This window comes from Paenibacillus sp. CFBP 13594, from assembly GCF_014842675.1.
GTDB classification, from domain to species: Bacteria; Bacillota; Bacilli; order Paenibacillales; family Paenibacillaceae; genus Paenibacillus; species Paenibacillus amylolyticus_B.
The window spans coordinates 102,989-124,414 of record NZ_JACYVQ010000006.1 but is presented as its reverse complement, the minus strand read 5'-3'; the positions used below and the strand labels follow the sequence as shown (position 1 = coordinate 124,414).

Below are 21,426 nucleotides of genomic sequence, written 5' to 3'. Positions count from 1 at the left end.
ACATGTGATTCTATGTAACTTGCAAACAAAAAAAGAAGATCATTCTTCATCCCGTTTGGGAATCAGATGACCTTCCGATGGTTTCGGAAATATGATGTTGAAAAGGTAAAGCGGGAGCGCGGCATATGCAACGGCAAGCCGCGTAAGGGTGAGGTGCTGCGCCCGATGGGTGCAAGCACCTTATGAGGATGCACCACGTTCATTGACGCGGTGCTCATCAATGCAGGCATCACCCGCGCATAGCCGTGATGTCTGCCAATAAAGTGCAACGACCGCAAAGCCGTGGCACCTCTCCCTTCTGCATCATGCCAGTTGGCCATGCAGCTTGTGGAAGGCCGCCGCACCTACATGGCAGCGGCTTCTTCTCCCAGCGGCAGCGTGTAATACTGCGCCTGCTGCCCTTCATGCTGCTGGTACACAACGACCAGCAGCGTCCGGCCTTTCGCAGCAAGCGGGCTGGCGCCAGCTAGCACACGCTCAAGCCGGAACGGAAGCACATCCAATACGGTGTGCTTCTGCAGTTCCTTTTCGCCGAGACCAAGGTCGGCGAAAGCACGGGCACCCATGACCGTCTGTGCGGTCATGGCCGAGGTCATCGGCAACGCACGCGAAGCGTTGCCGTCTTCCCCGTCCGCCGCTCCATCCGCGGCGGACCCTGTTGCGTCGCCCGCAGGGAGCGACGCTTCACCCCCGGCTTCGCTGCCGATTACACCCGCCGCATCTGCGGCAGAGTTCTCCCCGGCAGCAGCCGAGCTTGCCACAGCGGCACTCGGACCCGTGCCGCTGCTTTCCAGCCATGCCGTGCCAGCGGCACCGGCAACACGTGGCAGACGAACGTCTTCCGGACGTTCAGCCAACGTTTTCATATAACCCGCCCACTGATCTTTCTGGAGCGGATCTGCCCACCAGATTTTGCGTGGTTTGTACTTGTGGCCGAGGAAATAGTCCAGCTTCATCAGGCCAAGCACAATCTCCATATGCGGCGTATTCCGCGACTCCAGGAAGCTGTGCAGACGAGTAAACAAATCCTCCAGTTGGTGACCGATCTTCTGCCAACCCTGACCCTCCCAGTAATCCCCGAACGCCTGGAAGAAATCAAACGGCGAGTTGAACTCCTGCTCCATCAGATATTTCAGCGTATGATCCATCCGGTGTGCGTTCCAGTATTTCTCCAGCACATCTTCCAGCCGCTTCAAGCGCACAATGTCGCTGAACGGCAGCACGTCACTACCCAAAATCTCATACGGCGCGTGATCCATATACGTATAGTTGTATTTTTCCGCATCCAGACGCAGACCCGTACCACGCAACATTTTAAGGAATCCGAGCTGAAGCTCTTCCGGCCCCAAGGCAAACACATCGTTAAACGTCTTGCGGAACGTATTGTAATCTTCCTCCGGCAGTCCAGCGATGAGATCCAGATGCTGGTCGATTTTGCCGCTGGCTTTAACTTTGTTTACCGTGCGGCTTAGCTTCGTAAAGTTCTGGCGACGTTTCACCAGTTCATTTGTCGGATCATTCGTGGATTGAACCCCGATCTCGAACCGGAATGTGCCTGGCGGCGCATTCTCTGCCAGATAATCCAGTACCTCGGGACGCATAATGTCCGCCGTAATTTCAAACTGGAACACCGTCCCCTGATGATTCTCAATCAGGAATTTGAACATTTCGAGCGCATAATCCCGCTTGATGTTGAACGTCCGGTCCACAAACTTGATCAGCTTCGCACCCTTCTCAATCAGATACAGAATGTCCGACTTTGTCCGCTCAATATCGTAATACCGCACGCCGACCTCAATACTGGACAGACAGAACTGACAACTAAATGGACAGCCACGGCTGGTCTCAAAATAAACAACCCGTTTCCCAAGCTCCGGTATATCTTCTTCAAATCGATGCGGTGACGGCAGATCATTCAGATCCGCTTTCGGCCGACCTGGCATGAGAATGACCTCTTCCCCTTTGCGATACGCCAGTCCATAGACAAAGTGGAACTTTTTGCTTCCTTCCAGCTCTGTCAACAGCTGATGCAGCGTCTCTTCCCCTTCACCCATCACGATGAAATCAACATTGGGAATCCGGTTCATCCAATATTCCGTGTCGTAGGACACCTCCGGCCCGCCCAGCAAAATTTTCACGTCAGGCATAACCTTTTTCAGATTATCAATGACCTTAATCGTCTCTTCGATGTTCCAGATGTAACACGAGAAACCAATCACGTCCGCCCCACGCTGGTACAGATCAGACACAATATTCATCACCGGATCTTTGATCGTATACTCCGCCAGGTCAATATCAAAATCCTTCTCACTGTACGCCTTCAGACACCGCAAGGCCAAGGAGGTATGGATGTACTTTGCATTTAATGTAGATAGAATAACCTTCATGGTTCACAACCTTTGCCTGGACACCCAGACCATATATTTTTAGGGAAAAGTAAAGCTCCACAGCCATCCTACCCCGGATGCTGTTCATCTAAACCTCTTTTGAACTAGCCATTCCACGTCTCATGGACATATCCTACTTTTGTCTTTCAAAGAGTGGACACTCTTTTCAAAAAGACACATACAATTCGTCAATACTCAAACACAACATACAGTGTACTATCAACTAAATAAAACTACATATTGTACATGCTGCTTTCTGACATTCCTAACGCCAATGTCCACCCTTTGAAAGACAATTCACCTTAATTTGTCCACAATACAGAGACACACTATAGTCCAAGTCCATTTCAAACTTAATTGCGCTCCGGCTTTCGACAGGTTTGAAGATATCCTCTGGATAGACATATAGCATCTCTACAATCATTTAAGCTTTACGCAAATGAGCTTCAAAGACCTGAAAGCGAGAATTTAACCACAATTCACACTTCATCCCAACTTGCTCATATCTGAACATACTCACTCATATCTGATGATACCTTCTCATACTACTCATACTCGTAAAATGCATCATCATCCGTATCTACTTCTTCGCCCGATTGCTTCTGGAAAAACTCTAGGAACGGCAGTCCGTACTTGCGGTACTTGACCTCACCGACCCCTTTGATATCCAGCATGTCACGTTCTGTCTGTGGACATACCACACTCATCTCACGCAGGGTCGCATCATTGAAGATAATGTACGATGGTACATGCTCTTTCGCCGCCAGATCACGCCGGATCAGACGAAGCTGTTCAAATACCGTCTCATTAACCGCAGATGGCATCGCATCGCGTCCGCGGCGTCCACCATAGTTCGTACCCGAAGCCATCGCCGCTGTTTTGCGGACAACACGTTGCATCACTTCACGCTGGCCCTTGAGCACTTCAACCGCCAGCGGCTGCAAACGCACAACCGGATACTGTCCCTCAGAAAGCATCAGATATCCTTCGGATACCATCACGTTGATGATCTCCGAAATTTCACGCTCTGTCCGATTCCCCATCACGCCGTAGGTAGGCAGAGAGTTGAATCCATAATCAAGCACTTTTTTGGCACGGGAGCCTTTGAGCACCGAAGCGACCAGCGATACACCATACCGTTCACGCATGCGGTGAATGCAGCTGAATATTTTCTGCGCATCAATCGTCATGTCTACCAGCTCGCGGTCGTCCGTACAGGAGCTGCAAGTACCGCAAGGTGTATCGTCATGCACCTCACCAAAATAATCCAGCTGTGCACTGCGCAGACAACGTGTCGTGTAACAGTAATCCACCATCTGTTGCAGCTTCCGGTAATCGTTCTGTTTGCGGTCGCCGTCCATCGGATTCTGCTCAATCAGGAACTTCTGGGTGATAATGTCCTGTGCCCCGAATAGTAGAATACACTGGCTCGGTTCTCCATCCCGGCCTGCACGTCCGGCTTCCTGCACGTATGCCTCCATGTTCTTCGGCATGCTGTTATGAATAACGTAACGCACGTTCGATTTATCAATCCCCATTCCGAACGCATTGGTCGCCACCATCACTCGGATATCATCGTACAAAAAAGCTTCCTGGCTCTGGGAACGTTCATCGTCCGTCATCCCGGCATGGTAGCGTCCTGCGGGCAATCCCGCCTGCAACAAACGCTGATGCAGATCATCCACGTCCTTACGGGTCGCGGCGTACACAATACCCGGCTCGCTGGCATGCTCGCGCGCATAATTCAGGACAAAATCCTTCTTGCTCTCGCCGCGCAGCACGCTAAACGCCAGATTATCCCGCCCAAGTCCGGTCACATACGTCTGCGGGTCCTGCAAACGCAGCAGCCGCAGAATATCGCCCATGACCTCGGGCGTCGCTGTCGCCGTAAAGGCCGCAACCACCGGCCGCTCCGGCAAACTGTCCACAAACGGCGCTACTGCCAGGTAGCTTGTCCGAAAATCATGCCCCCACTGTGACACACAGTGAGCCTCATCCACTGCAACGCACGAGATCGGCAAATAGCTCATCTCCTCGCGGAACCAATCCAGCTCCAGTCGCTCAGGCGCGACATAGAGCAACTTCAGCTCACCGCGCTGCGCCGCGCGGATGCGATCATTCACTTCTTTGCCGCTAAGTGTACTATTAATATACGCGGCAGCAATTCCGGCGGTCGTCAACGCATCGACCTGGTCCTTCATCAATGAGATCAACGGGGAGACAACAAGCGTCAGACCCGAATATAACAGAGCGGGGATCTGATAACAGATCGACTTACCGCCCCCGGTTGGCATAATGCCGAGCGTATCTTCACGTTCGAGCAGGCTGGCTACGATCTTTTTCTGTCCCTCACGGAAGTCGGGGTAGCCATAATATTTTTGCAGGAGACCCTGCGCTTCTTCAATAGTAGGTGTTTGCACACTCATGTAAAGACTCCTTACTTATCACCGGTGTTCTTCCACCAGCTTGGTCCGATCCGATTCTGACATCCGAAAGCGGCTCATCTACCGCATCCTTGACAACAAAATGGCGTTCTCATGACTTGTCCGTCAAGCAAACGCCGCTCCCTTTAGTTTAACGGCCCAGCCCCGAATGAGCAACCGCGTTTTACTGTAAAACGATCTTTTGCAAATGTGTAACAGTGGTATAACCTGAGTCATAGGAAAGATTACAAGGAAATTAAGATGTGATTGAACATTCTAGTAAAAATCAAAAAACAATCGCATGCCTTTTTAGGGACAAGACGATTGTTTGAATTAAAGTACACTTGCTAATCTTTTAGCGCCTCAACTTCAGACACAGTTAGACCACTTGTTTTGGCAATAACTGAAACTTCAATCCCAAATGAGAGCATGTTTTTTTGCAATTTCAATCGCCTTCCTTTTTTCCCCTTCTACTAATCCCTTTTCTATTCCTTGAGCTATCCCCTTTTCCGTAGCCTACTCAATCATGGAAGCTTCATCATGCAAATACTTCTGCCGTTCTTCATACAAACGACGCGCTTCACGATCCTGACTCAAGAACTCCAGCGTATCCATTGCTTTCTTAACCCCAGATTCATTCATGTTGTATCACCTCCTCTTGCATTCATCCGATAATACAATCCTTTCCTCTGCATTAACTGTTCATGCGTCCCATCCTCAGCAATTCGGCCTTGCTCCATCACAAGGATACGAGAACACTGACGAGCGACCTCCATGCGATGTGTGACAAGCAACCCGATTCTGCCTTTCATAAAGTTCAGCAAGTGATTCATCACCTTCTGTTCTGTCTGAATATCCAGTGATGACGTTGGTTCGTCCAGAATGTACAGATCGGATGACCTCATAAAGAGCCTGGCTAGCGACAGTCGCTGCTGTTGTCCTCCAGATATATTGGAGCCTTTCTCTTGCAACATGGCTGCGTATTGTCCTTCCTGAGCCTCAATGTATTCATGCAAACCTGCCTGCTCTGCCGCAAGCTTCACTCTGTCCAATGTAACGTCTGAACTCAGACGAATATTTTCTTCGATCGTTCCTGTAAAAAAAGTTGGGGTCTGCGGCATATAAGTCAGTCTGGATTGCTTATCCATCTCATTATCCATCTCTATATACTCTGCAACATGTTGATCACCCAGCAATGCGCTTCCGTTTGTTGGCTCGATCAGCCCTGCACACACTTGGCATAATGTAGATTTGCCTGCCCCGCTGGGGCCAACTACCGCAACCAATTCACCAGGAACCAGACTAAGCGAAATCTGATCCAGAATTTTTCGACCACTGTCTTCATCGGTTACCGTAACCTGTTGAAAACGTAGCATAGCCATTTCGTTCTCTTTATGTGCCCCTTTTTGTGTACTCCCTTGATCTTGGTTACACATTCCCTGTGCAAGCGCCCCGTGCTTAGTATTAGATGCGTCTGTCTTCTTGTTCTCCGCCAATTTCAACCATGCAGAGATACGTCCAAATGCTCCCACGCTGGCTTGCATCTGACTCCACTGGCTGGACAAGCCGAGTACTGGCCACACCACCAATTCAAACAGCAGACTACTTGCAACAACCATGCCCGGAGACAAAGTTCCCCTAGCCGCTGACAGAGCAATAAGGAACAACGCTGCCAATTGAGCCAGACCAAACACCGCCATCGCCACGTTATCCGACATGCTCAGGGTCATCTGTAACTTAGCCTGAACACGATTCAGTGATTGCTGTTGTGTCCGAAAACGAGCGAGAAACCACGGTGAAGCATCATACATCTGAATCACAGGTATCCCTTCAACATACTGTTGGATCTGTTCTTGGGACTCGCCTTCTCTGGATTCGACCTCATCGGACAGATGTACAATCCGCTGATCATACAACCTCGCCGTAAACCAGATTGCCCCTGCACTTACCAAGGCAATAACCGCAACCCATGCATCTGCTCTGTACAAGTATCCCAGCGATAGAGCAATGATGAATACAACCGTAACACCCTCTGCAATAGCCTCCACAACTTCCGCACCATGCTTGGTGTCTTCCTTGATGCGAAGCATCACATCCCCGGACTTCTGTCTGCGCACCCAGGAATAGGGCATCCGGTTTAACAGTTTCAACAGATCCATGGACATATCCCGTTGCATCGATTCCTTGAGCCATACCAGCACATACCGATGCATCGCGAGCAACACGATAAACCCTGCCAGAATGGCAATAAAGATCAACGCCGTAGCATTAAGCTGCTCCTGTCCCCCATCATGAATGGCATCCACGAAGAATCCCTGTACAAAGGCAAGTCCCCAATCGAAGATTGCATCTGCTGCAATAAAAATGAGCAAGATCGCTACAGCTAATCCATAAGGCTTCATCCATCGAAAAATAACGGGCCATACCGTTGCCAGTGATACAGCTTGCTTTAGGTCATCTGGAACATGACTTTCGTTCATCTGATGATCAACTTCTATTTCACTATTTTCATTATTTTTATTTATCTCATTTGCTCCACTTTTCTCTTGACTGCTCTTCGTTCCAATACCATCGGCATATGCTGCATCTTCAATTTTGTTACTCATGCTGCCCCTCCACTTCCGTATACTGCTCCGCAATATAGCTCCGATATCCATTGGGACGATCCAGCAATTCACGATGAGTCCCTGTATCTTCGACGCGTCCCTTCTGAATATAGATGACCTGATCTGCCCGTTCTATCAGCGATAATCGATGAGTAACTGCAATAACCGTTGTGCCTTTGTCAGCAGTAATTCTCGCAAAGAGATCATTCAATCGTTGCTCATGCCACGGGTCTTGAGATGACGTCGGTTCATCCAACAATAGAATATCCGGATTCCTCAGCAGCGCTCTGGCTAGACTGATACGCTGAAGCTCACCACCTGACATCGTCCCGCCTTGCGGCTGAAGCTCTGTCCCATAGCCAAGTGATTGACGCATAATCGCGTCATGTGCATGCGTCATGTGGGCCGCAACCTCTACCTGATCGGCAGATATCCCCTCTTGTCCAAAAACAATATTCTCTTCCACTGTGCCTGTGAAAATAAAGGCTTGTTGCGGAACATACACCTGATTGACATGTGCTGTCTGAACTTCGTGCATATCCTTCAGTGAATTCTTCTGATTCATGACCTGGATCGAACCAGTAACAGGTCTATCTAATCCGGCTATTAATTTCAATAACGTGGTCTTCCCACATCCGCTTGGCCCAGTGATTACAGTAAGCTTTCCTTTCTTGGCTTCAAAAGTAATATCCGTTAACACTTCTTCTTGCTCTGCATACTTATAAGACACATGCTGTACGTTGATGCCAGCCGGTTTAGATTGGTTTTCAAGCTGCCCTAAATTCGTATCGGACCGTACATATGTATTTGTACTGGGATTAGCAACCGTGTTCTTTTTCTCCAAATCCAACACCTCAAAGATTCTGGACGCATGAGAAGCCGAACCAATAAAATCATTCCACAGCCCAGATAACGATTCAATCGGACGAGTTAATTGACTGCTTGCTACCAGAAAAGCAGCCAGTCCTCCTACATCCATATGTCCATTCAGGACCTGCATGCCGCCTAGATAGAGAATCAGAATCATGCCACCATACGTCGAGACCCGTCCGGCTGCTTCCGAAAGTCGTTGTAACACAGATACGGACATCGTATGTTTGAACACCTGATCCATTCGCTCTTTAAAATGATGGTGTACATAACCCGCGAGTCCGTAACTTCGGATCTCAACTGGGGCTTGGATGATTTCAGTCAGTATCTCATCTCTTGACGCTGCGCTGGCATTCAACTGATCATGTCGTCTTTGTAGACGTTTACCAAGTCCTACCGTTACAAGAGGATAGATTAACGTGAATGCAATGATAGCCAATGACAACGGCAAGTTCACCCAGCTGAAGTAAGCAAAGGCAAGAATCAGCTGAATGATATTTTTTGCAAGTTCAATGCCATGTTGGTTGATCCCCTTCTGTGCTTCCTTGGCTGAAGTCCAGACCCTAGAGGTTAAGTCACCCGTATGATAATGTGCCAGATCGCGTGTCTCTGTGTTGCCTAGAGATGAGAACAGTAGAGACTGCATAGACAATAATGTCTTTTGCTGGAATAACGTCTCGACCCTCGTCATGAATGCGGTTACAATCAATCGTAATACTACAATGCTAACGCCTATGATCAAACCTGAGTAGAGTAACGAAAACTGTGCTTCGGTAGCACCTTTGACCAGTCTTCGGATCGATTCCAAATAACCGACCTCAATCAGGGAGACCATACATGCGGCGAATAGTAACAGAATGATGAACACACGGTACTTGCCCGTTAATGTCCATAATCGAGTTATCATGCCTAACGTTGTATACGTTCTTTTGTCAGCTAACATGGATGGTTTCTCCAATCTTGTCATTAAATTATGTACTTGGTTATGATATCATCGGTGATAAGGAAAAAATGAACATTTATTGCTGTAAGTACTATTCGAAGTAGGGAGATTGATATGCAACATGATTTGCTAGACACACTTGATAAGCTATTCGACTACATAGAAGACCATATTCAAGACAAATTAACACTGGATCATCTGGCATCGGTGACTCATATATCCAAGTTCCACCTGCATCGTATGTTCAAACATGTGAGTGGGCAATTGCCTGGAGAATACATTCGTTCACGCAAATTGGCGCGCAGCCTGGAGCAATTGGTGAATTTGAATTGGAAAATTATCGATATCAGCGGACATTACGCTTTTGAACATGAACAATCCTACATACGTGCTTTCAAACAAGCCTTCGGCATTACACCCCTGCAGTATCGCAAACAGGGAGCTGGAGACCTTGAATTCACAGCTCGTATGACTTCATCCATGATCACAATACTTCCGTATGGATATATTTTCAAACCAACGTATGTACGAAAACCGGTCATGAAACTCATCGGACAGCGTTCCCATATTCGGTATGCAGATAACGAAGAGCATTATGAAGCCAATTCAGCAGGCAACGACTTTTTTGAAAAACACTTTCATTCGATTCCTAACGTGCTGCAACCCAACGTATATATCGGATTTACCAATGAAATTAACGAGGATTACAGTACATATCAGCCGTCTGTAGAAGTAACCAGTCTGGATCATATTCCTGAAGAACTGGACGGAATTGAGGTCCCGGCCAACCAGTATGCCGTATTCAAATTCGTCTGTGATTTCCATCCAAGTCTGATCAACATTGATCATCTGGACAGTGTCTGGACATTTATTGATGAATATTGGCAGAGCCATTCAGGGTACGAGAAGAGTGACTCATACTACTTTGAACGAATTGATGGCAGTCTGGCTCAGGACCACTACGGAGAAATGGACATTTATATCCCTGCAAAGCAAATTTCACTGTAAGCTGCAAATGGAGGTCCAATGCTTATGGATCAAAATACTCAAGCTAATTCAAGTTCATCCTATACAGATTCTCGCAAACCTTGGATACGTAGACACCCTTTTTTCACCACATTTTCATTGTTGATTCTTGTACTGTTCGTTGCCTTATTCCTGTATTTCGGGCTCCGCCCATACTTCTCCACATTTGACCGTTCCGAACAGGGGGAATTGAGCTATTCGATGCCTTCACGGAACGGTGAATATACTGCCGAGATTTACGGCGTACCTTACGGTGGTGCGGCAGGCGGCGTTACGATCTGGGTCGATGTAAAAAAGACGAGTGCCCCTGAGGACTCAACGGTAAAAACGATCTATCGTGCCGAGCACCACGGAAATAACCATCTTGAATGGGAAAATGAAAACACACTCCGGATTGAAAACTGGAATGAATACACGGATGAGACCATTACCCTCAATATCGATGACGAAATATATGATGGATGGGGCTGGGTGTGCAAAAGCTTACGGATGAAAGACCACTATGTGCGCTGCCTGGCACCCGAAAAGTAAAGCAACTTAATAGCTAATATGACAGCCCTGAGCACTCGAGGTCTCCTCTTGTGACATGTAAATACTCACTGCACCGCACATCAGAAGTTTTGCCCGGTGTAAGCCTTGTGAAAATTTCACCAAATGCTACTTCATTACACCATGGCAAGAAATACACGCGGCACGAGAAACGTAACAAGCCCCACTCACCGACTCTTTCGGTTAAGCGGGGCTGCTCTTGTTCATTATCTGTCCCAGTTCGTCTCCCTACTTACGCGGTGACACTTCACCACGTTCTTCCCGCTCCTTCATCTCTTTGCGTACCACAACTTCGAGCTTCTGCCGATTGGCAAGCAATCCGGGATCGTTTGGCAAGTACTCACGGGCTCTGGTGTTATGCATCAATGCCTGCTCCCAGTTGCCTAGATGGGCATAACAAAGGGATAAACGAGCATGTGGCAGCCAGGTGCGGCAAGCCATAGGCACCGGGCGCAGACCCGGATCGCGGCTGCTCACGTCCACCGCCTGCATATACCAGTAGATCGCCGAGACGGGTTCCTGCCGCTCATGGAAACAAGCCGCAATGGCGCAGCAGAAGTCGGCATGTGGCAGATCATACTGGAACGACTGCAGCAATGCGCCGAGCTTACGACCCGGCTCACCCAGTCGTTCATAACATTCCGCCAGCCGCGCACAGGCAATCAGGCGATCCTCGTGGTATCCGCTTGGCTGTTCCAGCAGCTTCGCGTACCCGCGTGCCGCCGCCGCATAACGCTGGCGGTCATAACATTCGCCTGCATAATAGAACAGCAGGCGACCTTGGGCTACGCCCTCTTCGGCGATCCATTTGCGCAGAATGCGCACGTTTCGCGCCGAATGATGTCCCGCTTCGCGGCGATGCGTGACGGCAATGTCTGCCGTAATGACCTCGCCCCGCGGGAAGCTGAGCTGCTCGTGCAGCCGGCCATGCCAGCTGCACCCAGCATCCCGCTTGACCAGGCGAAGGCGTCGGTCCGTCACAAGTGGACTCTCCTCCGCTCCCTCGGCCAGCGTGTAGTTCAAGATCACAGCTTCCGTCTTCCCCCCGGACGGAAGCTGCTGCTTCAACACCTCCAGCTTCGCCCGTTCCGCGGGCAGCAGCACATCATCCGCATCAAGCCACAGGATATACTCCTGCGTGGCCTTGGCGAATGACTCATTCCGCGCTGTGGCGAAGTCTTCCTTCCATTCATACGTGTAGACATGGTCGGTATACTGCGCAGCGATGTCCATCGTGCGATCCGATGAACCGGTATCCACAATGACGATCTCGTCGGCGATGCCAGCAACCGAATCCAGACAACGCGCCAGCGTGCGTTCCTCGTTCTTCACAATCATGCACAGACTGATGGTGATCACGTTTTGAGCCCCTTCCTGTCCCTTTTAGCTCCGCTTCTTGAAATTCTTTCTGCCTTCACCGTTTCGTGTGAATGTTTATTCCAATTTATTTGGTATTGGTATTTGGTATTTGGTATTGGTCACGGAATTTATTTCATCTTTCTCCTTGGCTAACGAACTGAGGTAACGCTATATGGTGTATTTCAGCTACTTGGAAAATGTAACGAATCTGAGACCCTCTATTCTCGCATTTCAGGGAACTATTCGTCGTTTATCAAAGCTTTCAGATGAAATAGCACCGCTGAGATTCGTTACATTTCTCATCTCGTCTATTTCGTCAAAATAAGGCGTGTGAGATTCGTTAGAATATAGAATAGCTCTAGCTCTGCCGTCACACTAAACAACAGGGAGGAATAAAAGATGCTCTTGTGGCCCTAACCCTCGCCTTGCCGCTGTCTCTGTCCCTACCTTCACTGCTCCCCTTCCCCACTCTCCTGACGACGAAGCCGTTTCACCTGCTCCACCGCACTGTCCAGAGCCTTCTTGCGCTGTTTCATTGCGCGTAGATGCTGTTGTTCCACCTCGGCAAAATGTGCATGATCCAGCTCCATCCACTCCATCAGTTGATCTAACGTTGGCGACATATGCAGCTGTGTTCTCCGCCGTCTGCGGGCCACGCAACATAGATATTTATGATGAACTTCCAGTTTCAAGACTTCAAAATACGGCATAAGGGTCATCGCCAGATTTCCTGCATAGAAGGTCTGCTTGTGATCATAGAACGGATGATATCCATATGGCACGGTTACAACCAGCGTCCCCTCTTCTTGCAACAGCCGATGAATCTGGATCAACAACGTCTCCGGATGAGCAAAATGCTCCAGCACTTCTCCAAGCAGTACAGTATCAAAGGTAGTCCTTACTTTCCATTGCGTAATATCCAGCATTCTAAAATCTACATTGTTCCGAACTGGCCTAGACTCTTTGGCAAGCTCTTCTTGTGCATACCTAATGCTCTCTTCCTCCAGATCAATGCCAGTGACACGAAATCCTTCACGGCCCAGCAGAATGGACGTAATGCCCTGACTGCACCCGACATCGAGGATTCGTTTGCCTGTCGCCTCACGGCACATCCAATGGATACGCGTTCTCGTCGCTTCATGAGAATCTTCCGAATTAATCTCGCCATAGTAGCGCTCACTCACTCGATCATGATTTGCCATGGGCATCTCCCTGATCCTTGTCGGGATCGATGGCAACTTCATGGTGAGCTGCAGTATCCTTGACTGCCGTTTCTTTTTGTCCTACCCCTACACTCTCCTGTTGCTCGCGAACTCCCTTCACCTTAGGCCGTATAGGCTGGCCCAGCACCACAATATTTCCCCCGTGGCAGTCGGCCGTTGCGTTACGTGTATCGAAGATCAGTTTTGCATGATCTGCCATCTCCTGATAATTGAATCCCGAATGATCCGTTGTGATGATCACCAGATCAGCCCATGCCCACAATTCCGGCACCGCCGGACTAGCGTGCAGCACTGTCCCATCATCCTTGCGGAAGACAGGCACCATCGGATCGGCGAAAACCACATCTGCCCCCGCTGCGCTCAGCAGCCGAAAGACGTCCAGCGCTGGTGATTCGCGCAAGTCGTCAATGTCCTTTTTGTAAGCCATTCCCGCCAGTACAACGCGCGCCCCCCGCATAGATATTCCCTTCTGCTCCAGCAACTCCGCTGCACGCTTCACTACTTTCTCTGGCATTTGCCGATTGGTTGTATCCGCCAACTGGATAAATTGCAGCTCCGATCCTTGCCGGCTTGCCGCCCAGGACAGATAGATGGGATCGATTGGGATACAGTGTCCGCCGATGCCTGGACCGGGATAGAATGGCATGTAACCAAACGGCTTGGTGGCCGCCGCACCCAACACCTCCCAGATGTTCACGCCCATCTGTTCACAGGCCGGAGTCAGCTCATTTACAAGTGCAATGTTGACACTGCGAAATGTATTTTCGAACAGCTTTGCCGTCTCTGCTACCGTCGTCGAACTGACCGGAACAACTTCGTTGAGGAACGAGCCGTAGAACTGTTTACCATAATCCAGACAGGCAGGAGTAGAACCGCCAATGATCTTTGGCGTATTTTTTACACCATAATGCACACTGCCCGGATCTACCCGCTCGGGAGAATAGCAAACGTAGAACTGTTCTCCCGCCCGCCAGCCGTTTGCACTTTCTATCGGTTGTTTCACGCGTTCTTCCGTCGTGCCCGGATAAGTCGTGCTTTCCAATATAACAAGACTGCCCTCCTGCAGGTATGGAGTCATGCCATCCACCGCCGCTGCAATATACGAGATGTCCGGTTGGTGCTCGGCAGTCAGCGGAGTGGGCACACAGATTACAATGACATTCGCTTCTGCCACCGCTGCATAATCCGTACTGGCCGTGAACAAACCTGCCTTCATGAGAGACTGCAGGACATCATCATCTATACCGATGACATACGATTGTCCCGCACTCAGCTTGGCTACCTTGGAGGTATCGATATCGATCCCGTGAACCTGATATCCTGCCTGGGCCATCTCGATGGCCATGGGCAAACCTACATAACCGAGACCGATGACAACAGCTTTCAAGGAGCGGTCATGAATAGGTTGTATTGGGGTCGGTGGCTGTAATTCTTCATTTCCTTCGTGCTGCTCATGGTGATGATTCTCTTCCATTCCTTCCAACTCCAAATGCTCCGCCTCCCTTCGCTGGGCGTGTCTGAAAACTCCGAAAAAGCCGTTTTGAGACACACCCTAATCGATATAACCGCCTGCACGCAAAAACCGGGCAATCGCTGATTTGTTCATCATGGCACTGTCCGAACGATACTCGGAGAAGTTCACACGAGGCAGGCTGCTGTAATGTTCCGTCAGTCCCTTGTCCTGGTGCTCCGGCAGGATCACATAATACTGCGCATCGTATTGACGAGTGCGCGGTGCTTCAAAGGGCGAGATCAGCACTTCATGCAATTTCTCCCCCGGACGAATTCCCGTCACCTTATAATCGAAGGATGGACGACCTGCCTGTTCCAACATGACGGATGCAAGTTCCGTCATCTTGCAAGCTTTCATTTTCATCACAAACGTCTCTCCGCCCACGGCTGCCTCAGCGGCCTTAAGCAGTAAATGTATGGCCTCGGTACGCGTAAGGAAAAAACGGGTCATGCCTTTGTCTGTAATGGTCAGGCTCTTGCCTTCATCGATCTGACGACGGAACAAGGGCACAACACTTCCGCTGGTTCCAAGCACATTACCGCCGCGGATGCAGACAAACCGGGTCCCTTCACTCAGCCAATTGGCACGGATCATCATTTTTTCACCCAAAGCCTTTGTCATGCCATATACGTTAATCGGATCTACCGCCTTATCCGTGGACACATCAATAACTTTGGGAATCCGCATACGGATCGCAGCCCGAATAATGTTCTGTGTCCCGATTACATTGGTCTTGAACGCCTCATCCGGCTGGTCCTCGCAGACCGGAACATGCTTCAGCGCAGCCAAATGGAAAAGCACATCCACGCCCCTGCATGCATCTTCCACTGCCCGATAATCCCGGATATCTCCAATGATGAATCGCAGACGCGGGTCATGGTTGAACTCACGCTGCATTGCAATCTGGGCGTATTCATTGCGTGACAGAAGGCGAATCTCAGCCGGGTCCTGTTCCAGCAGCACCTCGGTCAGCTTTTGACCCCAGGAGCCTGTTCCTCCGGTAATCAGAATCGTTTGTCCTTGAATCATCGATGAATCCCCCCTGATCAGATCATAAATTCCCGTAATACCTGTGCCATCTCATCCCGGCTTAATCGGTCCTTGGGCGGTACTTTTTTCACTGAAGTATTGTTTGAATGTACGATGTTGACATAATTGCGCGGAGCAAGCAGTTCATGCGGCAAGTCAATGACATTGCCATGTGTGCCTCTGCCCGGAAGCTTGACCCGGTATCCGGATGCGTACTCCGCTGTTTTATACAGGTAGACATAGAATTGCGGAGAACGATGAAACGCTGGTGCCATCTCGTTGTTCACGCTATCCCAGAGATAACCGTTCTGATTAATCAGTGCTACCGTCTGCGGCTGTGGCTGAATATCGTAGAGTTGTTGGACAAAGGTTCTATGGTACAGATCATCCGAATCCAGACGGGCAATATAGATATCCTCTGCGCCTTCAGCAAAAGCCAAAATGGCACGCACACTTTCAATATTTGTTCCAAAACGGATATTGGAAGGGAGCGGCTCTTGACCTGCCAGAATCTCCTTCATCAAGTCCCCCGATTCCTTGGACAGCTTCACCACGGTCAGAAAATCCTGATTCGTCTGTGCCTTCAGGCAATGCAATGTGAACTTGCGGAAGATGCCCATCCGACGCTCCAGCCACTCCCGCGTTAATCGCTGCGGGTCCATCCCATAATTGTTGAAGTTAATCTCAATTACAACTTTCCTGGACATAACATTCCTCCTCATGGACACTGCAAGTTCCGTTTATCGGATGCAGACTGTTTTCATAGTTTCGATGCCGTCTTCCTACGAAAACCATCTTCTATCTATCTGATCACTTCCAAGCAACATCTCCTTTGGAATCCCGCACTCTATAACGTATGAAACGTTAGTAGAAGCGGTACCGACAGATGTACTAACTTTCCATATAAATAGATTCATATACGCCTGAAGATGGAGCCCTGCGGGTCGAACGTACATATCGTTGTTCCAGTCGCAACATAGAATAGAGCAGTTCTATTTTCAAAGGGGGCAATCGCTGAATGGATTCGATCTATCTTGAACTGGAAGGTGTGCTTGAGCAGCTTGAAGCGGCGCTTCGTGAACAGCGTCCGCTCTCGCTTGTGCGAGTCGGTGATGGCGAGAATATCGTCATGTCTCAAGAAACCGTGTGGACCACGGAACAGGTCCTTCAGGAGCGTTGGGCCAAGAAAGCCAATTTAGGACAAAAGGGATTGCGTCTTCCCAACCCGCAGCTCCGGGATGAAGTCGCTGCTTCCTTGCAACGGGCGGATATCGTCGGCGTTCTTCCTCGCGGTGACAGTACCATTAACGCGCCGGATTATCTCAAAAGACCTCTGACCGATATGGTGTTTGCACACTTTGGCATCTCTCCTCCGATGACTTGTCACGCCTGTGTTAATCGGGAACTGGCGCAGAACCCGCGTTTCTGGCAGATGCTTGCAGGCAAGCGTGTATTACTTGTTACTCGTGAGATTGAGGCACTGCGTGTCATGCTCGAACGTGAGCCGTATAATCTGGACATTGTGACTGCCCTGCCCTTTGACAGCTATGATCAAATGGATGAAACGCTGCATTGGATTCAGAATAATCAAACTATATTTGATGTCGCTCTCTTCTCCTGTGGCGTCAATGCGGTTATCCTTGCGGAGCGAACAGCTGCACTCGCAGGTAAAGTTGCCATCGATTTTGGCAAAGCCAACAACATCATTCTGAAAGGCCGTGCCAACTGATCATGGACAGTTCCAAACTTTAGATTCGTGAGTTGTATTGAAACATGCAGATGCTTGTACGGCAAAAACCCCCGACTTCTTAAGCCGGGGGTTTCTTGCTGGCGCTAGTCGAGACCATCGCTGCATTGTCTTGCGTTTCTGGGGTATGAAGCGAACTCTGCCGTCAACGGAAGTGATGACGAAGCACTCTGCCTGTAATATTTCGCCTTTCACTACTAACCGGTGGCTGCAATACCGTATAACATCTCCGGCCCGGTTCTTACTGCTGTGGACACCCCCGAGATGAACGAAGTATACACACTTTCCAATGCTGGTGGTGCAGCTAGATCCTGAGCTGTGAACGAATGAAATTCGGCACCTCCGTTCTGTCCAATCGTACCTTCAGCACGGTAGATGATATAGAAAGGATCATATAAAAAACCCCGCACAAGCTCCACAACAAAGGTATCTCCCAGTTCTCCCGTAACACCTACTGTCCCGTTCAACGTAATAATGGGATTCACCACGCCCTGCGTCTGTAGACCAATGGTGCCAAAAGCGGTCGGGGATTCTGACAGTGACAAACCGGGCTGTCCTACGGTTGCCGAGTTCATCGAAGTTCTCATATCGAGAAACACGCCCATGAGTAACACCTCCAATGCTATGGGATACCCTATCCTATGAATCTCACTACTCTTATGATTGGATGTATGCAGATTGCATGAACCTATTTTTATTTGTCGACTGTTAATGGTATATTGAACTGCATAACGAAAATGAACGGATCGTATGCACACAAGCGGTACAGGCTGTTCAGAAGGAGATTACTATTCATGAATAAACGCAAACGTCCAACAGGCAAGACATCGGCCTCGACCAAAGGGAAATCTTATGCAGGTTCATCTTCAGTACGGTCCGGCAAGTCTAACTTCTCATCTGCAAAATCATCAGGTGCTTCCGCATCACGCAATACGGAGGAGAATAAGAAGCCATTAGCCGCGAAATCATCGGGTGCACCCAAGAAAGCTGGAGGCAACAAACCCAAAAATGCCAGCGCATCCAAACGACCAGGCAATTCCTATTATCGCAAGCAGGAACCACCACGCCAGTACAAAGTGACCGAACCGGATGAGCTGTTGAACTTTCTGTTGCAGCATTTGAAATCAGGACGGAATGCAGTGAAGTCCATTCTGGGTCGTGGACAGGTATCCGTGGATCAGAAGGTCGTAACCAAGTTTAATGAAGCGCTGACGCCAGGTCAGATTGTTTACATCCGTAAAGAAGGTGCAGTCGCTGCTCCATCCTTGACGGGTATTAACATTTTGCATGAAGACGATGATATCATTGTGGTCCGCAAGGAAGCCGGACTGTTGTCCATTGCCGCTGACAAGACGGATGACCTGACGGCTTATCGTCAACTGACAGAGCACGTGCGCCGCACCAATCCGCTCAACCGGATCTTTGTTGTCCATCGTCTCGATCGGGATACATCGGGTGTGATGATGTTTGCCAAAAGTGAAGAGGTACAGCAGAAGCTGCAAAACAACTGGAAGGAAAATGTGCAGGACCGCGTATACGTTGCGCTTGTTGAAGGTTCAGTAGCCAAAGAAGAAGGCACCATCTCTTCCTGGCTGAAGGAAACCAAAACGCTGAAAATGTACTCCAGCTCTCGTCCAAATGATGGACAACATGCCATTACACATTACAAACGTCTGAAGTCGAACCGTGAGTTCTCCCTGCTGGAAGTGCGTCTGGAGACAGGGCGTAAAAATCAGATTCGTGTGCATATGGAAGATCTCGGACATCCGATCGCCGGTGACAGAAAATACGGCGCACGCACAAGAGACCTTGGCCGTCTCGGACTTCATGCACGTATACTCTCGTTTATCCATCCCACAACGGATGAGTTAATGTCATTCGAAACGGATATTCCAAAGCCATTCCTGTATCCGTTCCGTGCAGAAACTCCACCTGCGAAATAACTGCACCTCTAATGTGTGCATATATAGAAAATTCACTGATTCATTGATCATGCCTGAAAGGAGGAACGGACACTGAAAAACCTGTTGATCACCGGTTACCGGGCACATGAATTGCAGATTTTTGGACAGAAGCATGAAGGTATTCCTTTTATCAAAAAAGCCATCTCCTCCCGCCTCACACCTCTTGTCGAAGATGGTCTGGAATGGGTGCTGACGCCGGGACAATACGGTGTGGATCTGTGGGCCTGCGAAGTGGTAATTGATCTGAAGAAGACGTATCCACATCTGAAACTGTCGATCATCACTGCTTTTCAGAACCCGGAGGAGCAATGGAAAGAAGACAAGCAGGAGTATTACCGTTCCATCCTCTCGGGTGTGGACTATTACGGTGCGATTAGTAATCAACCTTATATCGGGCCGTGGCAGTTCACTGCACGGGATGACCTGTTGCTGCGTAAAAGCGACGGTCTTCTGCTCGTCTATGACGAAGATGCTGGAGAAGGCAGTCCCCGTTTTGTGAAGGAAAAAGCCGTGAAGAAACAGCAGAACGAGGACTATACAATCATCAGTGTCACTTCAGAGGATATTCAATCTGTAGCTGAGGATGAGCGCATGAACGATGTTATAGACTTTGACGATTCTTCATTCTGAAAAAATGTAGATTATCTGAAGTCCTTTCATGCATAGCCGTGATCAGAGGAGAAACGTATTTCGAATGACGTACATATGTTTTTTTTCGAGGCAGGTTGGGTATAAGTAGTATTATAACTGCGATGATATGTCGTATGGGATAAGGGGAACTGCAACCATGACAATTACGCCAGAGCAGCGCATTCAACTGCATGGATTTAACAACCTGACCAAGTCATTGAGCTTTAATATGTACGATATTTGTTATACCAAAACCAAAGACGAACGCGAAGCTTACATTGAATATATTGATGAACAGTATAACGCCGCCCGGTTGAGCAAAATTTTGAACAACGTCTCCGATATCATCGGAGCCCACGTGCTGAATGTTGCCCAGCAGGATTACGTGCCTCAAGGTGCGAGTGTGACGATGCTGGTCTCGGAAGGTCCAATCGTGGAGATTCCCGAAGAATCACTCGATGAATCTCCCGGCCCTCTGCCCGATAACGTTGTCATGCAGCTGGATAAAAGCCATATCACTGTGCACACCTACCCTGAATTTCATCCTAGTGAAGGTATCAGTACCTTCCGTGCGGACATTGATGTCTCCACCTGCGGTGAGATCTCACCGCTTAAGGCGCTGAATTATCTGATTCACTCCTTTGATACGGACATTATGACGATGGATTACCGGGTGCGTGGTTTTACGCGGGATACGAGCGGGCGCAAGCTGTTCATTGACCATGAGATTGGCTCGATTCAGAATTATATTCCGGACGAGATCAAGAGCAGCTTTGACATGATTGACGTGAACGTCTATCAGGAGAATATTTTTCACACCAAGTGTAAACTGAGGGAATTCGATCTCGACAATTATCTGTTTGGGTACACCAAAGATAAGCTCAGCAAGAAGGAACAACAGGAGATTACGGAGTGGCTGAAGCTGGAGATGGACGAGATCTATTACGGCAAAAATATTAATCGTCCCTCTTAAAGAGGTTGTTCAACGCTGATCCGTAAGGGCAAGGTCTAAGACAAGACTTCATGAAGGCAGGGTTCTTCTTTTCGGGGGACCTCCGGCATGTGCTTGTCTTTTTCTTTGTTTTGTTGACAGTGTGCAACTTTATTTCTTATTATAGAAGTAACTGTATCAATCTACAGTGAAGGAGACTGAGCCC

Annotated in this window: 16 protein-coding genes and 1 pseudogene; 6 read left to right on the top strand and 11 right to left on the bottom strand. The window is 49.1% G+C overall.

Features of this window, described 5'->3' with window-relative positions:
- Positions 1 to 344: 344 nt before the first annotated feature.
- From IFU39_RS19650 to IFU39_RS19630, 5 genes and pseudogenes are all read right to left on the bottom strand, one after another.
- Positions 345 to 2,387, bottom strand: a complete 2,043-nt coding sequence (locus IFU39_RS19650; RefSeq protein ID WP_192134393.1) for a B12-binding domain-containing radical SAM protein — start codon at positions 2,385 to 2,387, stop codon at positions 345 to 347.
- Between the two features lie 545 nt (positions 2,388 to 2,932).
- Positions 2,933 to 4,813, bottom strand: coding sequence for a DNA helicase RecQ (gene recQ / locus IFU39_RS19645; RefSeq protein ID WP_192134390.1), 1,881 nt, complete (start codon positions 4,811 to 4,813; stop codon positions 2,933 to 2,935).
- A gap of 344 nt (positions 4,814 to 5,157) precedes the next feature.
- Positions 5,158 to 5,452, bottom strand: a pseudogene (locus tag IFU39_RS33590) (Rpn family recombination-promoting nuclease/putative transposase); the annotation flags it as partial.
- Positions 5,449 to 7,212 (bottom strand): ABC transporter ATP-binding protein, encoded by a 1,764-nt coding sequence (locus IFU39_RS19635; RefSeq protein WP_244661053.1) that lies wholly within the window; start codon positions 7,210 to 7,212, stop codon positions 5,449 to 5,451. The gene IFU39_RS19635 and the pseudogene IFU39_RS33590, both read right to left, overlap by 4 nt.
- Before the next feature lie 196 nt (positions 7,213 to 7,408).
- Positions 7,409 to 9,229, bottom strand: coding sequence for an ABC transporter ATP-binding protein (locus IFU39_RS19630; RefSeq protein ID WP_192134386.1), 1,821 nt, complete (start codon positions 9,227 to 9,229; stop codon positions 7,409 to 7,411).
- Positions 9,230 to 9,343: 114 nt separating this feature from the next.
- Here IFU39_RS19630 and IFU39_RS19625 point away from each other — a divergent pair, with 114 nt between their 5' ends.
- Positions 9,344 to 10,237 carry an AraC family transcriptional regulator gene (locus tag IFU39_RS19625; protein WP_105597775.1) on the top strand — a complete coding sequence of 298 codons (894 nt, stop codon included), beginning with the start codon at positions 9,344 to 9,346 and terminating at the stop codon, positions 10,235 to 10,237.
- A gap of 24 nt (positions 10,238 to 10,261) precedes the next feature.
- Complete coding sequence (locus IFU39_RS19620) at positions 10,262 to 10,786, top strand: DUF5412 family protein (protein ID WP_192134384.1); 525 nt, start codon at positions 10,262 to 10,264, stop codon at positions 10,784 to 10,786.
- A gap of 246 nt (positions 10,787 to 11,032) precedes the next feature.
- Here the strand turns inward: IFU39_RS19620 and IFU39_RS19615 are convergent, their stop codons facing one another.
- From IFU39_RS19615 to IFU39_RS19595, 5 genes are all read right to left on the bottom strand, one after another.
- Positions 11,033 to 12,163, bottom strand: a complete 1,131-nt coding sequence (locus IFU39_RS19615) for a glycosyltransferase (RefSeq protein ID WP_192134381.1) — start codon at positions 12,161 to 12,163, stop codon at positions 11,033 to 11,035.
- A gap of 449 nt (positions 12,164 to 12,612) precedes the next feature.
- Positions 12,613 to 13,365, bottom strand: coding sequence for a class I SAM-dependent methyltransferase (locus IFU39_RS19610; RefSeq protein ID WP_192134379.1), 753 nt, complete (start codon positions 13,363 to 13,365; stop codon positions 12,613 to 12,615).
- Positions 13,352 to 14,875, bottom strand: a complete 1,524-nt coding sequence (locus tag IFU39_RS19605) for a nucleotide sugar dehydrogenase (RefSeq protein WP_244661035.1) — start codon at positions 14,873 to 14,875, stop codon at positions 13,352 to 13,354. Before IFU39_RS19605 ends, IFU39_RS19610 begins: the two co-directional genes overlap by 14 nt.
- Before the next feature lie 63 nt (positions 14,876 to 14,938).
- A complete protein-coding gene (locus IFU39_RS19600; RefSeq protein WP_192134377.1) occupies positions 14,939 to 15,928 on the bottom strand; it encodes a polysaccharide biosynthesis protein in 990 nt (329 codons plus the stop codon).
- Positions 15,929 to 15,945: 17 nt separating this feature from the next.
- Positions 15,946 to 16,635, bottom strand: a complete 690-nt coding sequence (locus IFU39_RS19595) for a glycosyltransferase (RefSeq protein WP_192134375.1) — start codon at positions 16,633 to 16,635, stop codon at positions 15,946 to 15,948.
- A gap of 311 nt (positions 16,636 to 16,946) precedes the next feature.
- On the opposite strand from IFU39_RS19595, the gene IFU39_RS19590 reads away from it, so the two are divergent.
- The gene (locus IFU39_RS19590) at positions 16,947 to 17,657 is read left to right on the top strand and encodes a GT-D fold domain-containing glycosyltransferase (RefSeq protein ID WP_192134373.1); all 711 of its coding nucleotides are present in this window, start codon (positions 16,947 to 16,949) and stop codon (positions 17,655 to 17,657) included.
- A gap of 215 nt (positions 17,658 to 17,872) precedes the next feature.
- Here the strand turns inward: IFU39_RS19590 and IFU39_RS19585 are convergent, their stop codons facing one another.
- Entirely contained in the window at positions 17,873 to 18,280 is a 408-nt protein-coding gene (locus IFU39_RS19585) for a hypothetical protein (protein WP_091015180.1), read from the bottom strand.
- Positions 18,281 to 18,469: 189 nt separating this feature from the next.
- Between IFU39_RS19585 and IFU39_RS19580 the strand changes: the two genes are divergently transcribed.
- The 3 genes from IFU39_RS19580 (at position 18,470) to speD (ending at position 21,242) form a co-directional block, all read left to right on the top strand.
- Positions 18,470 to 19,618: an RluA family pseudouridine synthase gene (locus IFU39_RS19580; protein ID WP_192134372.1), complete on the top strand. Its 1,149-nt coding sequence runs from the start codon at positions 18,470 to 18,472 to the stop codon at positions 19,616 to 19,618.
- A gap of 72 nt (positions 19,619 to 19,690) precedes the next feature.
- A complete protein-coding gene (locus IFU39_RS19575; protein ID WP_036669296.1) occupies positions 19,691 to 20,269 on the top strand; it encodes a DUF1273 domain-containing protein in 579 nt (192 codons plus the stop codon).
- 157 nt (positions 20,270 to 20,426) lie between these two features.
- The gene (gene speD / locus IFU39_RS19570; protein WP_036610662.1) at positions 20,427 to 21,242 is read left to right on the top strand and encodes an adenosylmethionine decarboxylase; all 816 of its coding nucleotides are present in this window, start codon (positions 20,427 to 20,429) and stop codon (positions 21,240 to 21,242) included.
- The last annotated feature ends 184 nt before the right edge of the window (positions 21,243 to 21,426 follow it).

What these genes read in the sequence shown, in the direction of transcription:
- recQ (WP_192134390.1), bottom strand. Translation starts at nt 4,813, where the DNA reads ATGAGTGTGCAAACACCTACTATTGAAGAAGCGCAGGGTCTCCTGCAA.
- IFU39_RS19630 (WP_192134386.1), bottom strand. Translation starts at nt 9,229, where the DNA reads ATGTTAGCTGACAAAAGAACGTATACAACGTTAGGCATGATAACTCGA.
- speD (WP_036610662.1), top strand. Translation starts at nt 20,427, where the DNA reads ATGACAATTACGCCAGAGCAGCGCATTCAACTGCATGGATTTAACAAC.
- IFU39_RS19635 (WP_244661053.1), bottom strand. Translation starts at nt 7,212, where the DNA reads ATGAAGCCTTATGGATTAGCTGTAGCGATCTTGCTCATTTTTATTGCA.
- IFU39_RS19590 (WP_192134373.1), top strand. Translation starts at nt 16,947, where the DNA reads ATGGATTCGATCTATCTTGAACTGGAAGGTGTGCTTGAGCAGCTTGAA.
- IFU39_RS19580 (WP_192134372.1), top strand. Translation starts at nt 18,470, where the DNA reads ATGAATAAACGCAAACGTCCAACAGGCAAGACATCGGCCTCGACCAAA.
- IFU39_RS19620 (WP_192134384.1), top strand. Translation starts at nt 10,262, where the DNA reads ATGGATCAAAATACTCAAGCTAATTCAAGTTCATCCTATACAGATTCT.
- IFU39_RS19625 (WP_105597775.1), top strand. Translation starts at nt 9,344, where the DNA reads ATGCAACATGATTTGCTAGACACACTTGATAAGCTATTCGACTACATA.
- IFU39_RS19610 (WP_192134379.1), bottom strand. Translation starts at nt 13,365, where the DNA reads ATGGCAAATCATGATCGAGTGAGTGAGCGCTACTATGGCGAGATTAAT.
- IFU39_RS19585 (WP_091015180.1), bottom strand. Translation starts at nt 18,280, where the DNA reads ATGGGCGTGTTTCTCGATATGAGAACTTCGATGAACTCGGCAACCGTA.
- IFU39_RS19600 (WP_192134377.1), bottom strand. Translation starts at nt 15,928, where the DNA reads ATGATTCAAGGACAAACGATTCTGATTACCGGAGGAACAGGCTCCTGG.
- IFU39_RS19595 (WP_192134375.1), bottom strand. Translation starts at nt 16,635, where the DNA reads ATGTCCAGGAAAGTTGTAATTGAGATTAACTTCAACAATTATGGGATG.
- IFU39_RS19650 (WP_192134393.1), bottom strand. Translation starts at nt 2,387, where the DNA reads ATGAAGGTTATTCTATCTACATTAAATGCAAAGTACATCCATACCTCC.